The sequence below is a fragment of the Streptomyces sp. V4I23 genome (genome assembly GCF_030817975.1).
Lineage (GTDB): Bacteria > Actinomycetota > Actinomycetes > Streptomycetales > Streptomycetaceae > Streptomyces.
Genome location: NZ_JAUSZW010000004.1, coordinates 7697930 through 7712859 on the forward strand (window position 1 = coordinate 7697930; position 14930 = coordinate 7712859).

The window sequence follows — 14930 nt, forward strand, 5'->3', positions numbered from 1 at the left end:
GAAGGTGACACGATGACCATCACGAATCTGCCGCCCAGCCTGATTGCCACGCTGGCCGGTGAGTACTACACCGATCCTGGGGTTTTCGCTCGGGAGCAGGAGCGGGTTTTCGAGGCCATGTGGTTCTGTGTGGCCCGTGCCGCCGATCTGGCCAAGCCGGGTGCTTTCCGCACCTTTCAGGTGGGGCGGGAGAGTGTGCTGGTCTCCCGTTCCCGGGACGGTTCGGTGAGGGCGTTCTTGAACATCTGCCGGCACCGTGGGGCGAAGTTGTGCACGGAGGAGTCGGGTGAGGTGAAGCGGGCGTTCCAGTGCCCGTATCACGCCTGGACCTATGGTCTGGACGGCAAGCTGGTGGCGGCGCCGAATCTGACGTCGATGCCGGACGTCGACCGGACCGGGTACGGCCTGGTCAATGTCCATGTGCGGGAGTGGCTGGGGTATGTGTGGGTGTGCCTGGCCGAGACGCCGCCGTCGTTCGAGGCGGATGTGCAGGGTGCGGTGGTCGAGCGGTTGGGGGATCTCGAGTCGATCGAGCGCTACGGGATCGACGATCTGCAGGTGGGCCGACGGATCACGTATGACGTGCAGGCCAACTGGAAGCTGATCATCGAGAATTTCATGGAGTGCTATCACTGCGCGACCATTCATCCCGAACTCACCGAGGTGCTGCCGGAGTTCGCGGACGGTTATGCGGCGCAGTACTACGTCGGGCACGGGGCGGAGTTCGGTGAGGAGGTGAAGGGGTTCACGGTCGACGGGTCGGAGGGTCTGGATCGTATTCCGGGTGTCGCGGAGGAGCAGGACCGCCGTTATTACGCGATCACGGTGCGGCCGCAGGTGTTCATCAATCTGGTGCCGGACCATGTGATCTTCCACCGGATGTATCCGATGGCGCCCGGCCGCACGATCGTGGAGTGCGACTGGCTGTATCTGCCGCATGTGGTGGAGAGCGGCAAGGACGTGGAGCGTTCGGTGGAGTTGTTCCACCGGGTCAACCAGCAGGACTTCGACGCGTGTGAGCGCACGCAGCCGGCGATGAGCTCGAGGGCGTATGCCAAGGGCGGTGTCCTGGTGCCCAGCGAGCACCACATCGGCGAATTCCACACCTGGCTGCAGGACAAGCTCGACGCGCGGCCCACTGACTGACCCGCCCCACCCAGTACAGCCCGTCCACCTGCCGTGCGGCCCCTCCGGCAGGTGGACGGGCCCATCAGCCACCCGCTCCGGCGATCGCCGAGGTGCGGCCGCACCTTGCCGTGAGGGCGCCGGATCCGCAGCCACCACGGTTCGGTCGCGCAGCGGCCGTGCTGGCTTACCGTGGCCATCAGTACTAGAAGTATTGATATGCGCACATTTTGGCGATCCTCCGTATCGTCTTCCCGGCTTTTCGCCGGGTGGCGTACGCGGGATCGGCGTGAGGCCCGGCGCCCGGGGCCGGGCAGCCGGCCGGATCCGAGGGCGACCACGAGGCCCCGCCCCCGCCGGTCCGTCTCCCCTCCGTGCTGAGCGTGCACAGCGTCGCAGGCCAGGTCTTCGTCCTGCAGCTGGCAGTCGTCATGCTGCTCGTCGTCGCTGCGGTGGTGGCCCTCGTGCTGCAGGCCCGCAGCGCAAGCCTGCAGGAGGCCCGTGAGCGCTCGCTCGTCGGCGCCCAGACCTTCGCGCACGCCCCGGGGACGCTGGCGGCCATGGAATCCGCCGACCCCAGTGCGCTCCTGCAGCCGCGTGCGGAGAAAGCCCGCAAGGAGTCCGGGGTCGACTACATCATCGCGTTCAGTCCGGCAAGGCTTCCGCTGGACCCACCCGGACCCGGACCTGATCGGCAAGCATGTCGTCGGCTCCTACGCGGACGCGCTCGCCGGCAATGTGCACCAGGAGACCTACGACACGCCGGGCGTCGGCCGTGCGGTGGACACGATGGTTCCCGTCTTCGACGCCGGAGGCTCGGTCGTCGGGCTGAACTGGTCGCCGACATCGACCAGAGAGAGGCCGCCGAGGGCGAGAGCGCAGGCGTCACGGGCGCCACCTGTCTGGTCGCGATTTACGACCCGGTCTCCGGTCATTGCAGCATCGCCCGGGCCGGCCATCCCGGGCCCGCCCTTGTGCACCCGACGGCATCGTCACCTTCCCCGACGTGCCCGTCTCCCCGCCCCTCGGCCTGGGTGCGGGCCTGCCCATCGAGACCGCCGAACTGCAGCTGCCCGAGGGCTCCCGGCTGGTCCTGTACACCGACGGGCTCGTCGAGAACCGCGACCGCGACATCGACACCGGCCTCGAACTTCTGCGAGACGCCCTGGCGCACCCCGACCATTCTCCGGAACAGGCATGTCAGGCGGTACTCGACGCCCTGCTGCCCGCCCGCCCCAGCGACGACATCGCCCTGCTGGTGGCCCGCACCCGGCTGCTGGAACCGGACCGGGTCGCCGGGTGGGACGTGCCCTCCGATCCTGCCGCGGTGGCCTCTGTCCGCGCTGCCTGTGTCCGTCAGGCCTGGACGAGCTCACCTTCACCACTGAGCTCATCCTCAGCGAACTGGTCACCAACGCCATCCGCTACGGCACCGACCCGATCCGGCTGCGCCTGCTGCACGACCGGGACAGCCTGATCTGCGAGGTCGCCGACGGCTCCAGCACCTCCCCGCACCTGCGCCGGGCGGCCACCACTGACGAGGGCGGCCGGGGACTGTTCCTCGTCGCCCAGTTCGCCCAGCGCTGGGGCACCCGGTACACCGCCCGCGGCAAGGTCATCTGGACCGAACAGTTCCTGGACGATCACGCGGCCGAACCTGGTTCCGGCGTGGGCGACATCCTGCTGGACGGGGGCATCTCCCAGGCGGAGCTCTGAGGGAGGGACGAGCCGGACCTGTGACCGCAGGCCGTCACCTCCTGGGCCGGACCGTCCCACGTAGCCGCCTGCTGGATGCCGACGGTGGCAGCCCCGTGCCTTCCCCCAAGCCTCTGCCGCGGCGGCTCGAAGGACCGGATCGCGATCACCTGCAGTGTTGAGCATGGCGCAACGCCATGCACCATGGGGGACTGATGTGGCCCTCTCTCTTGACAACCCCTGGGGCCAACCGAAAGCATGTTGCGCATAGTGAATTCGGTTGTGTTATTCGAGATAGCCTTGTCGCTCCCGCTCCGTCGACGAACCGGGTGTCACCCCCGGCCGACGGCTTCCCAACCCAGTCGGGCACCGCAACCCGGAGGTTCCCCATGATCACGGTGTGCCGGATCCAAGACCTGCCGCCTGGCGAGTCCAGCCGCGTCACCCGCCCGCCGGTGAAGGGCCCGGTGGGTACCCGCCAGGTCCTCCCGGCAGGCGGCCATGTCCAACTCCACGTCACCGTCGGGGAGCCGGCATGAAGAGCATCACCGTCGTCGGAGCGTCGCTGGCAGGCCTGAGCACGGTCCGCGCGCTGCGCGCAGAAGGCTACGACGGCGACCTCGTCGTCATCGGGGAGGAGCGCCACACCCCCTACGACCGCCCGCCGCTGTCCAAGGACTTCCTCAAGGGCGACCTCGACGCCGAAGCGCTCGCGCTCGGCGACGCGGACGAGTACGAGGACCTGAACGTGCAGTGGCTGCTCGGCGAGCGCGCGATGCGGCTCGACACCGCGGCCCGGTCCCTCACCCTGGCCGGAGGGCGGCAGTTGCGCACCGACCGGGTCGTCGTCGCGACCGGCGCCAGTCCCCGGACGCTCCCCGGCACGCAGGGTCTGGCCGGTGTCCACACCCTGCGGACCCTGGACGACGCCAAGGCCCTGCGCGCCGAGCTGTTGGACGGCCTGCCCCGGGTCGTCGTCATCGGCGCCGGCTTCATCGGCGCCGAGGTGGCGTCCACCGCTCACCAGCTCGGGCTCCACGTCACCGTCGTCGAGGCGCTCGACGTACCACTGGAACGCCAACTGGGGCGCGAGATGGGGCTGGTGTGCTCCTCGCTCCACACCGATCACGGAGTGCGCCTGCTGTGCGGAACCGGCGTGGCCGGACTCGACGGCGACGGCCGGGTCACCGGCGTACGGCTGGCCGACGGGCGCCTGCTGCCCGCCGACATCGTCGTGGTAGGGGTGGGGGTACGGCCCGCCACCGACTGGCTCGCCGGTTCCGGCGTTCAGGTGGACGACGGAGTGGTGTGCGATGCCGGCTGCGCGACCAGCGTCCCGGGCGTGGTCGCCGTCGGTGACGTCGCCCGCTGCCCCAGCCTGTTCACCGGGCGGCACGCCCGCATCGAGCATTGGAGCAACGCCACCGAGCAGGCGAAGACCGCCGCCCGCACGCTGCTCTCCGGCGTGTCGGCCCCCGCCCCGTGCACCGCGCCGTACTTCTGGTCCGACCAGTACAACGTGCGCATCCAGCTCGCCGGACACGTCGCCCCCGGTGCCGAGCCGCAGGTCGTCGAGGGCGACCTCGACAGCCGCTCCTTCACGGCCGTCTACCGGCACGAGGGCAACCCCGTCGCCGTGCTCTCCCTGAACCAGCCGAAGCTCTTCAACCGGCTCCGCCGCACCCTCACCCCGGCCGTCGCGGCCGCCGCCTCATGAGCTCCCCGCCCCGACTGCCTCTGCGGTCCTCGGGAGATCTCCATGAGCGTTCCGCAGCACCTGCGGTACACCTGGGACCACGAGTGGCTGGTCGTGGACAAGGGCAACGCCACCGTCGGCATCACCGCGTTCGCGGCCGACGCGCTCGGCGATGTCGTCCACCTCCGGCTGCCCGAAATCGGCACCCACGTCGAGGCCGGGGAGAGCTGCGGGGAGATCAGGTCACCCACAGCCGTCAGCGACCTGTACGCACCTGCCTCCGGTGAGGTCCTGGAAGTCAACACCGCGCTGGCCGACGACCCGGGCGCTGTCAACGCTTCTCCCTACACCGTCGGTTGGCTGTTCAAGCTGCGGGTCGAGAACATCGCCGGCGCACTGTCCGCCGATGCGTATGCCGCGTACTGCGCCCACACACAAGGAGACCGCCGATGACCCTCTTCCACCAGCCCCTTGACGAGCTGGACCCGGATGTGGCCGCCGCCGTCGACGCCGAGCTCCACCGTCAGCAGTCCACCCTGGAAATGATCGCGTCGGAGAACTTCGCCCCGGTCGCGGTCATGGAGGCCCAGGGCTCCGTCCTGACCAACAAGTACGCCGAGGGCTACCCCGGCCGCCGCTACTACGGCGGCTGTGAGCACGTCGACGTGGTCGAGCAGATCGCGATCGACCGCATCAAGGAGCTGTTCGGCGCCGAGCACGCCAACGTGCAGCCCCACTCGGGCGCGTCCGCCAACCAGGCCGCGCTGTTCGCGATCGCGCAGCCCGGCGACACGATCCTGGGCCTGGACCTCGCGCACGGCGGCCACCTCACCCACGGCATGCGCCTGAACTTCTCCGGCAAGCAGTTCGACGTCGTCGCGTACCACGTCGACGAGGCCGGCTTGGTGGACATGGCCGAGGTCGAGCGTCTCGCCAAGGAACACCGCCCGAAAGTGATCATCGCCGGCTGGTCGGCGTACCCGCGGCAGCTGGACTTCGCGGCGTTCCGCCGGATCGCCGATGAGGTCGAGGCGTACCTCTGGGTCGACATGGCGCACTTCGCCGGCCTGGTGGCCGCCGGTCTGCACCCGAACCCGGTCGAGTACGCGGACGTGGTCACCTCCACCACGCACAAGACCCTCGGCGGCCCCCGCGGCGGCATCATCCTGGCGAAGAAGGAGTTCGCGAAGAAGCTGAACTCCGCGGTCTTCCCCGGCTTCCAGGGCGGCCCTCTCGAGCACGTCATCGCCGCCAAGGCCGTCTCCTTCAAGGTCGCGGCCTCGGAGGAGTTCAAGGAGCGCCAGCGGCGCACCCTGGAAGGCGCCCGCATCCTCGCCGAGCGCCTGGTCCAGGCCGACGTCACCGAGCACGGCGTCTCCGTCCTGTCCGGCGGCACCGACGTGCACCTGGTCCTGGTGGACCTGCGCAACAGCGAGCTGGACGGCCGGCAGGCCGAGGACCGCCTCCACGAGGTCGGCATCACGGTCAACCGCAACGCCATCCCGAACGACCCGAGGCCCCCGATGGTCACCTCCGGCCTGCGGATCGGCACCCCGGCACTGGCCACCCGCGGCTTCACGGCCGACGACTTCCGCGAGGTCGCCGACATCATCGCCGAGGCCCTGAAGCCCGCCTACGACGCGCAGGCCCTGCGCGCCCGGGTCACCGCCCTCGCCGAGAAGCACCCGCTCTACCCAGGCCTGTAACCGACAACCCTCGCAAGGGACATGCCCACGGCACGGTCGGCATGTCCCTCCAATCCCACGGAGTATGGCGTGGCAATCAGCGTCTTCGACCTGTTCTCCATCGGCATCGGCCCCTCCAGCTCGCACACCGTCGGCCCGATGCGCGCCGCCCGGATGTTCGCCGTCCGGCTGAAGAAGGACGGCCTGCTCGCCCAGACCGCCGCGGTGCGGGCGGAGCTCTTCGGCTCCCTCGGCGCCACCGGCCACGGCCACGGCACCCCCAAGGCCGTCCTGCTCGGGCTGGAGGGCAACGAGCCGCACACGGTCGACGTCGCCCAGGCCGAGCTGGACGTCGAACGGATCCGCACCACCAACCGCATCCGCCTCCTCGCCGCCGAGATCGGCCCGGCCCACGAGATCGACTTCGACGCCTCGACCCAGCTGGTCCTGCACCGCCGGCGCTCGCTGCCGTACCACGCCAACGGCATGTCCCTGTTCGCGTACGACGCGCAGGGGCTGCCGCTGCTGGAGAAGACGTACTACTCGGTCGGCGGCGGCTTCGTCGTCGACGAGGAGGCCGTCGGCGCGGACCGGATCAAGCTGGACGACACCGTGTTGAAGCACCCCTTCCGCACCGGCGACGAACTGCTAAGCCTCACCCGGGAGACGGGTCTGTCGATCTCCGCGCTGATGCTGGAGAACGAGAAGGCCTGGCGCACCGAGGACGAGATCCGCACCGGCCTGCTGGACATCTGGCGGGTCATGCAGGCCTGCGTCTCCCGGGGCCTGTCCCACGAGGGGATCCTCCCCGGCGGCCTGAAGGTCCGCCGCCGGGCCGCGGCGGCGGCCCGGGCGCTGCGCAGCGAGGGCGATCCGGCGGGCCGCGCGATGGAGTGGGTGACCCTGTACGCGATGGCCGTCAACGAGGAGAACGCCGCCGGCGGCCGGGTCGTCACCGCCCCGACCAACGGCGCCGCCGGGATCATCCCGGCCGTCCTGCACTACTACCTCAACTTCGTGCCGGGCGGGGCCCGCCCAGGAGACAAGGACGACGGCATCGTCCGCTTCCTGCTCACGGCAGGTGCGATCGGCATGCTGTTCAAGGAGAACGCCTCCATCTCCGGCGCCGAGGTCGGCTGCCAGGGCGAGGTCGGCTCCGCCTGCTCCATGGCCGCGGGCGGCCTGGCCGAGGTGCTCGGCGGCAGCCCGGAGCAGGTCGAGAACGCCGCCGAGATCGGCATGGAGCACAACCTCGGCCTGACCTGCGACCCCGTCGGCGGCCTCGTCCAGATCCCCTGCATCGAACGCAACGGCATGGCAGCGGTGAAGGCGGTGACCGCCGCCCGCATGGCCATGCGCGGCGACGGCCGCCACCACGTTTCCCTCGACAAGGTCATCAAGACCATGAAGGAGACCGGCGCGGACATGAAGGTGAAGTACAAGGAGACCGCCCGCGGCGGCCTCGCCGTCAACGTCATGCAGAACGGTGCTCAACGACACGTTCGGTCGCGTCGCCACCGACCTGCGGGTCTCGCTCACCGACCGGTGCAACCTGCGCTGCACGTACTGCATGCCCGGACAGGGCATGCAGTGGCTGGCCAAGCCCGACCTGCTCACCGACGACGAGATCGTCCGGCTGATCCGCATCGCGGTCACCGGCCTCGGCATCACCGAGGTCCGCTTCACCGGGGGCGAACCCCTGCTGCGGCCCGGCCTCGTGGGCATCGTCGAGCGCTGCGCCGCCCTCGAACCCCGCCCCCGGATGTCGCTGACCACCAACGGCATCGGGCTGCAGCGCACCGCCCAGGCGCTGAGGGACGCGGGCCTGGACCGGGTCAACGTCTCGCTGGACACTCTGCGCCCGGACGTCTTCAAGGCCCTGACCCGACGTGACCGCCACCGGGACGTGCTGAAGGGTCTGGAGGGGGCCCGCGACGCGGGGCTCACCCCGGTCAAGGTCAATGCCGTGCTGATGCCCGGTCTCAACGACGACGAGGCGCCCGACCTGCTCGCCTGGGCCGTGGACAACGGCTACGAGCTCCGCTTCATCGAGCAGATGCCGCTGGACGCCCAGCACGGCTGGAAGCGCGATGGCCTGATCACCGCAGGCGATGTCCTGGAGAGCCTGCGCACCCGCTTCACCCTCACCCCCGAGCCGGACGAGGCCCGCGGCTCCGCGCCCGCCGAGCGCTGGATCGTCGACGGCGGCCCGGCCCGGGTGGGCGTCATCGCCTCCGTCACCCGGCCCTTCTGCCGCGCCTGCGACCGCACCCGGCTCACGGCCGACGGCCAGGTGCGGACCTGCCTCTTCGCCACCGAGGAGACCGACCTGCGGGCCGCTCTGCGTTCCGAGGCGCCCGACGAGGAAATCGCGCGGCTGTGGCAGACGGCGATGCGGGGCAAGAAGGCCGCATCCGGGCTCGACGACCCGTCCTTCCTGCAGCCCGAGCGGCCGATGTCGGCGATCGGCGGCTGACGCGCCGGGGCGGCGAGCGGCACGACTGCCCGGACGAAGCGGACGCCCACAGGATTCGAGACTTCGGCCACCAGCACGTACAGAAACCGGGAGCAACGCATGGGACGGGTCACCGGGCGACGGCGCGTGCTGCGCATCCGGGACGGTGCGCTGAGCACCCGCCCGGACACACTGGTCGCCGAGGAACCACTGGAGATCCGGCTGAACGGCAAGCCGCTGGCGATCACCATGCGCACGCCCGGCGACGACTTCGCCCTGGCTGCCGGATTCCTGGTGAGCGAGGGCGTCCTCGGCCGGGCCGAAGACGTGGCGAACATCGTGTACTGCGCGGGCGCCACCCTGGGGGCACCCCCGGCGGTAGCTGGGGGAGGCTCGAACACGTACAACGTCGTCGACGTGCGGCTCGCCCCCGGCGTGCCGGTGCCCGACATCACGCTCGAGCGGAACGTGTACACCACCTCCTCCTGCGGGCTGTGCGGCAAGGCCGGCCTGGAGGCCGTGCGGACCACCGCCCGCGGGCCGATCTGCGACGACCCCCCGGTCCGGGTCGGCCCCGAGCTGCTGGCCGCCCTGCCCGACCGACTGCGGGCCGCGCAGCGGGTGTTCGACCGGACCGGGGGCCTGCACGCCGCCGGACTGTTCTCGCCCGAGGGCGAACTGCTGGACCTGCGGGAGGACGTGGGCCGTCACAACGCCGTCGACAAGCTGATCGGCCGCACGCTCCAGTCCGGCCGACTGCCGCTGTCCCGGAGCATTCTGCTGGTGTCCGGGCGGGCCTCCTTCGAGCTGGCCCAGAAGGCCGTGATGGCAGGCATCCCGGTGCTGGCCGCGGTCTCGGCACCGTCCTCCCTCGCGGTCGACCTGGCGTCGGAGACCGGGCTCACGCTCATCGGCTTCCTGCGCGGCGCCTCCATGAACGTGTACGCGGGCGAGCAGCGCCTCGACCTGCGGGCCGCGGCCGCAGCGGCGGGGCTCGCACCGGCGACACCGACGTCCTCGACGCAAGCCGCACCACAGAAGCAGAACCCGGGCGTACGCCCGGCGTACGGCAAGCCAGGGCAGCCGCAAGGGGGACTGGCGACATGAGCCAGTACACGACCCGGCCCGGCAGGCACCGCGGCCCCGCCTCCAAAACCCTCGCCGCCCCGCCTCGAACGCCGCTTCCCGGCTCCCACCGCCGCCCCCGCCGCGTCGCGATGCTCAGCGTGCACACCTCGCCGCTGCACCAGCCGGGCACGGGCGACGCGGGCGGCATGAACGTCTACATCGTCGAGCTCGCCAAGCGGCTCGCGGCCATCGACATCGAGGTCGAGATCTTCACGCGGGCCACCACCGGCGGTCTGCAGCCGGTCGTCGAGCTCGCGCCCGGCGTCCTCGTGCGGCACGTCGACGCGGGCCCCTACGAGGGTCTGGCCAAGGAGGACCTGCCGCCCCAGCTGTGCGCGTTCACGCACGGTGTCATGCAGGCGTGGGCGGGCCACCGGCCCGGGCACTAGCCTCGTCCACTCGCACTACTGGCTCTCCGGCCACGTCGGCTGGCTCGCCGCCGAACGCTGGGGCGTTCCCCTCGTCCACGCCATGCACACCATGGCCAAGGTCAAGAACGCCGCGCTCGCCGAGGGCGACACCCCCGAACCCGCCTCCCGTGTCCTCGGCGAGACGCAGGTCGTCCGGGCCGCGGACCGGCTGATAGCCAATACCGAGAAGGAGGCGGAGGAGTTGCTCCGCCACTACGACGCCGACACCGGCCGGGTCGCCGTCGTCCATCCGGGGGTCAACCTGGAGCGCTTCCGGCCCGACGCCTCGGGCGTCGAGGCCGGCCGGGCCGCGGCCCGCGCCCGCCTCGGGCTGCCGCAGGACGCACTCGTCCCCCTCTTCGCGGGCCGTATACAGCCGTTGAAGGCGCCGGACGTCCTGCTGTTCGCCGTGGCCCGGCTGTTGGAGGAGCGGCCCCGGCTGCGTGAGCGGCTCGTGGTGCCGGTCATCGGCGGGCCGAGCGGCAGCGGACTCGCCAAGCCGGAGGGGCTGCAGAAGCTGGCGGCCAGGCTCGGCATCGGCGATGTCGTGCTGTTCCGGCCGCCGGTGGGCCAGGAACAGCTCGCCGACTGGTACCGGGCGGCGTCGGTCCTGGTCATGCCGTCCCACAGCGAGTCCTTCGGCCTGGTGGCGATCGAGGCACAGGCCTGTGGCACCCCGGTGATCGCGGCCGAGGTCGGCGGCCTGCCGGTGGCCGTACGGGACGGGACGAGCGGCGTGCTCGTACCGGGGCACGATCCGGTGGACTACGCGCGGGCGTTGCACGGCTTCGCCGACGACCCGGCGCTCTCCGCCCGGATGGGCGAGGCCGCTGCACGGCACGCCCGGTCCTTCGGCTGGGACTCGGCTGCGGCGGCGACGGCGGACCTGTACACGCAGGCGATACACGAGCGTCACCTGCGGTCGCTGCACGCCGGCGCCCTCGCCTCCGAGCCGTAGCCGGACATCACCGCGGGCGGGCTCGGTCGAGACCGAAACGATGGGTGTACGGGGCTTGACGTACCGGGGTCCGGAAGGGACTGTGTTGCACATCAAGCTGACAGTTGCGTGTCACGCACCAATGTGCGGTGGTTCCCGCAGGGCAGAGGCCCTCCCTCCGCCCCATGTCCTCTTTCGGAAGGCTTCGGATGAGTACCGCAACGACGAAGAAAGCAAGATCGGCTCTGGGTCGAGTGGATCCGGCCGTCCTCTACATATCCGTGACGCTGTCCGCCCTGTTCGTGGCGTGGGGAGTGTTCTTCACCGACAATCTCGCTTCGGTGGCCGAGGTGACGCTCGGCCGGATCATCGGGAACTTCGGCTGGCTGTTCGTCCTGGCGAGCTCCGGATTCGTGCTGCTGGCGGCCGTGTTGGCGTTCAGCCGGTTCGGCTGTATCCGGCTCGGCAAGGACCACGAGCGACCCGAATTCAGCACCGCCTCCTGGGTGGCGATGATGTTCAGCGCCGGCATGGGCATCGGCCTGATGTTCTACGGGGCGAGTGAACCCATCATGCATATGTCCAGCCCCCCGCCGGGTACGGCCGAGGCGGGGAGCGAGGACGCGGCCAAGGTGGCGTTGGAGTACTCGTACTTCCACTGGGCGATCCATCCCTGGGCGATGTACGCCGTCGCCGGCCTGGCGCTCGCCTACTTCGGGTTCCGCAAGAGCGGCAACAGCCTGATCAGCTCCGCCTTCCGTCCCCTGCTCGGTGACCGGGTCGACGGACCGCTGGGCAAGTCCATCGACATCCTGGCGATCTTCGCCACCCTCTTCGGCTCCGCCGTCTCCCTCGGGCTCGGCGCGCTGCAGATCAACAGCGGCCTGAAGACGCTCTGGGGCGTCGACGACTCGACCGCGCTCGCCGTCTCGATCATCGCGGTCCTCACCGTCATGTTCGTGCTCTCCGCCCTCTCCGGGGTGCATCGCGGCATCCAGTGGCTGAGCAACGGCAACATGATCCTGGCCGGCCTCCTGCTGCTGTTCGTCTTCGTCGTGGGCCCCACGGTGTTCATCCTGAACAGCCAGACCGAGGCGCTGGGGGGATACCTGGCCGCGCTTCCCAAGATGAGTTTCACGACCGGTGCCTTCGGCGGCGGCGAATGGCTCTCCGGCTGGACGGTCTTCTACTGGGCGTGGTGGATCTCCTGGACGCCGTTCGTGGGCACGTTCATCGCACGGATCTCCCGCGGCCGTACGATCCGGCAGTTCATCGTCGGTGTGATCATCGCGCCGAGCCTGGTGAGCGTCGTGTGGTTCGCGATCCTCGGCGGTACCGCGCTGAACCAGGAGATGCACGGCGGTCACCTGTCCGAGGCGGTCGCCAAGGGCGAGGAAGCGGGCCTGTTCGCCACCTTGCAGACTCTGCCCTGGTTTCCCCTCACCTCGGTAGTGGTGATCGTTCTGGTCGGCCTGTTCTTCGTCAGCGGTGCCGATGCGGCCTCCGTGGTGCTGGGCATGCTCTCCTGTCGCGGCTGTACGAGCCCGAGCCGCCCCGTCGTGATCCTCTGGGGCACGCTCACCGGCCTGGTCGCGGCCGTCCTGCTGCTGGCCGGCGGCCTGGAGGCGGTCAAACAAGTGGCCATCATCGCCGCCTTCCCGTTCCTCTTCGTGATGATCGGCCTGTGCGTCTCCCTGGTGAAGGCGCTGCGCGCCGAGCCGAGGACGAAGCCGGCTGCCGCAGGTGAGAAGACGGCTGACGCCGACGGCGAAGCGGAGCCGGACGACGGTGTGCGGACGGCCGAGGCCATGGCGGATCCGCAGGCCGCGCGCTGAACTGCCGGAGGGAGCGATTTCCGGGGCGAAAGCCGGGCGCGGGGCAAGGGCCGCATCTGGGCCTCCCCGTGGTCGCGTGGGCGGATCCGGCCGAGCCGACGCCGCCGGTCCGACCTCTTGACCGCCGGCGCTCCCTCCCTGATGATCAGTTGCGCATAGCGGTACGTGTATCTAATTAGGCAACATGTGCGGGAGGTTTCCCGCTCGAGGAGTAATTCATGGCTCATGAGGTTCGTGCCGTCGTCGCCCTGAAGAAGGGCGCACCGGTCTCTGTCGAGACGATCGTCGTCCCCGACCCCGGTCCGGGTGAGGCGCTGGTCAAGATCGAGGCGTGCGGCGTCTGCCACACCGACCTCCACTACCGGGAGGGCGGGATCAACGACGACTTCCCCTTCCTGCTGGGGCACGAGGCGGCCGGCCGCGTCGAGGCCGTCGGCGAGGGAGTCACCGGCATCGAGCCGGGCGACTTCGTCATCCTCAACTGGCGTGCTGTCTGCGGCCAGTGCCGGGCCTGCAGCAAGGGCAAGCCCTGGTACTGCTTCTCCACCCACAACGCGACGCAGCCGATGACGCTGCTCGACGGCACCCCCCTCTCACCCGCTCTGGGCATCGGCGCCTTCGCGGAGAAGACGCTGGTGGCCGCGGGCCAGTGCACCAAGGTGGACCCGGCGGCCCCTGCGGCCGCCGCCGGCCTGCTCGGGTGCGGCGTCATGGCGGGCTTCGGTGCAGCCGTGAACACCGGCGCCGTCGGCCGCGGGGACTCCGTCGCCGTCATCGGCTGCGGCGGAGTGGGAATGGCCGCCGTCGCGGGCGCGAGGCTCGCCGGCGCGAGCAAGGTGATCGCCGTCGACGTCGATCAGCGCAAGCTGGAGCGGGCCCTGAGCATGGGCGCCACCCACACCGTCGACGGCACGACGGCAGACGTCGTGGAGGCGGTGCGGGAGCTGACCGGAGGCTTCGGTGCGGACGTGGTCGTCGAGGCAGTCGGCCGCCCCGAGACCTACAAGCAGGCCTTCTACGCCCGCGACCTGGCCGGCACGGTCGTCCTGGTCGGCGTGCCCACCCCGGAGATGACGGTGGAACTGCCACTGCTCGACGTCTTCGGGCGCGGCGGCTCGCTGAAGTCCAGCTGGTACGGCGACTGCCTGCCCTCGCGCGACTTCCCGGCCCTCATCGACCTGTACCTGGGAGGGCGTTTCGACCTGGACGCCTTCGTCTCCGAGACCATCGGTCTCGGCGACGTGGAGGAGGCGTTCGAGAAGATGCACCGCGGTGAGGTGCTGCGTTCCGTGGTGGTGCTGTGATGGCCGGCGCACCCCGTATCGAACACCTCGTCACCAGCGGGACGTTCAGCCTGGACGGCGGCACCTGGGACGTCGACAACAACGTCTGGATCGTCGGCAACGACGACGAGGTCGTCGTCATCGACGCGGCGCACGACGCCGGCGCCGTCCTGGCGGCCGTCGGCGATCGCCGCCTGTCGGCAGTCGTGTGCACCCACGCGCACAACGACCATGTGAACGCGGCGCCGGACGTCGCGGACGCCACGGGCGCGCCCATCCTCCTGCATCCCGACGACCAGGTGCTGTGGGCGATGGCGCACCCGAACCGGCGGCCCGACGGCCCGCTCGCCGACGGCGACGAACTCAAGGTGGCGGGCATCGGCCTGCGCGTCCTCCACACGCCTGGGCACGCTCCGGGCGCCGTGTGCCTGTACGCACCCGAACTGGGAGCAGTGTTCAGCGGCGACACGCTGTTCGCGGGAGGGCCCGGCGCGACCGGACGCTCCCACAGCGACTTCGGCACGATCATCTCCTCGATCGGCGACCGGCTGCTGACACTCCCCGGTGAGACGGTCGTCCACACCGGACACGGCGAGACGACCACCATCGCCGCGGAAGCACCGCACCTGCAGGAGTGGGCGGTTCGCGGCTGGTGAGGCGGGCACGGCCATGCCCCGCCGG

The 14930-nt window shown here is 70.5% G+C and carries 10 protein-coding genes and 4 pseudogenes; all 14 read left to right on the top strand.

The genetic code is table 11. The features are described 5' to 3' along the window. Positions 1 to 12 precede the first annotated feature (12 nt). Complete coding sequence (locus QFZ82_RS37440) at positions 13 to 1146, top strand: aromatic ring-hydroxylating dioxygenase subunit alpha (RefSeq protein ID WP_307717353.1); 1134 nt, start codon at positions 13 to 15, stop codon at positions 1144 to 1146. A 576-nt stretch (positions 1147 to 1722) separates the two neighbouring features. Next, positions 1723 to 1896: pseudogene (locus QFZ82_RS39900) on the top strand (hypothetical protein); the annotation flags it as partial. Between the two features lie 59 nt (positions 1897 to 1955). Next, positions 1956 to 2841, top strand: a pseudogene (locus tag QFZ82_RS37445) (ATP-binding SpoIIE family protein phosphatase); the annotation flags it as partial. Between the two features lie 514 nt (positions 2842 to 3355). Then, on the top strand, positions 3356 to 4537 hold the full coding sequence (locus QFZ82_RS37450; protein WP_307717354.1) for an NAD(P)/FAD-dependent oxidoreductase: 1182 nt from the start codon (positions 3356 to 3358) through the stop codon (positions 4535 to 4537). Between the two features lie 42 nt (positions 4538 to 4579). Then, positions 4580 to 4969: a glycine cleavage system protein GcvH gene (gcvH, locus tag QFZ82_RS37455; protein ID WP_307717355.1), complete on the top strand. Its 390-nt coding sequence runs from the start codon at positions 4580 to 4582 to the stop codon at positions 4967 to 4969. After that, positions 4966 to 6222, top strand: coding sequence for a serine hydroxymethyltransferase (glyA, locus tag QFZ82_RS37460; protein ID WP_307717356.1), 1257 nt, complete (start codon positions 4966 to 4968; stop codon positions 6220 to 6222). The genes gcvH and glyA overlap by 4 nt, the downstream gene beginning before the upstream one ends. Positions 6223 to 6291: 69 nt before the next feature. Then, positions 6292 to 7683, top strand: a pseudogene (locus QFZ82_RS37465) (L-serine ammonia-lyase); the annotation flags it as partial. 4 nt (positions 7684 to 7687) lie between these two features. Then, positions 7688 to 8677 (top strand): GTP 3',8-cyclase MoaA, encoded by a 990-nt coding sequence (gene moaA, locus QFZ82_RS37470; protein WP_307717357.1) that lies wholly within the window; start codon positions 7688 to 7690, stop codon positions 8675 to 8677. Between the two features lie 99 nt (positions 8678 to 8776). Further along, positions 8777 to 9640 (top strand): annotated as a pseudogene (fdhD, locus tag QFZ82_RS37475) (formate dehydrogenase accessory sulfurtransferase FdhD); the annotation flags it as partial. A gap of 119 nt (positions 9641 to 9759) precedes the next feature. Then, the gene (locus QFZ82_RS37480) at positions 9760 to 10173 is read left to right on the top strand and encodes a glycosyltransferase (protein WP_307717358.1); all 414 of its coding nucleotides are present in this window, start codon (positions 9760 to 9762) and stop codon (positions 10171 to 10173) included. Further along, positions 10133 to 11152: a D-inositol-3-phosphate glycosyltransferase gene (gene mshA, locus QFZ82_RS37485; protein WP_307717359.1), complete on the top strand. Its 1020-nt coding sequence runs from the start codon at positions 10133 to 10135 to the stop codon at positions 11150 to 11152. Before QFZ82_RS37480 ends, mshA begins: the two co-directional genes overlap by 41 nt. Positions 11153 to 11340: 188 nt before the next feature. Further along, entirely contained in the window at positions 11341 to 12966 is a 1626-nt protein-coding gene (locus QFZ82_RS37490; RefSeq protein ID WP_307717360.1) for a BCCT family transporter, read from the top strand. A gap of 218 nt (positions 12967 to 13184) precedes the next feature. Further along, positions 13185 to 14270: an S-(hydroxymethyl)mycothiol dehydrogenase gene (locus tag QFZ82_RS37495; RefSeq protein WP_307717361.1), complete on the top strand. Its 1086-nt coding sequence runs from the start codon at positions 13185 to 13187 to the stop codon at positions 14268 to 14270. After that, complete coding sequence (locus tag QFZ82_RS37500) at positions 14270 to 14905, top strand: MBL fold metallo-hydrolase (protein WP_307717362.1); 636 nt, start codon at positions 14270 to 14272, stop codon at positions 14903 to 14905. Before QFZ82_RS37495 ends, QFZ82_RS37500 begins: the two co-directional genes overlap by 1 nt. Positions 14906 to 14930 lie beyond the last annotated feature (25 nt).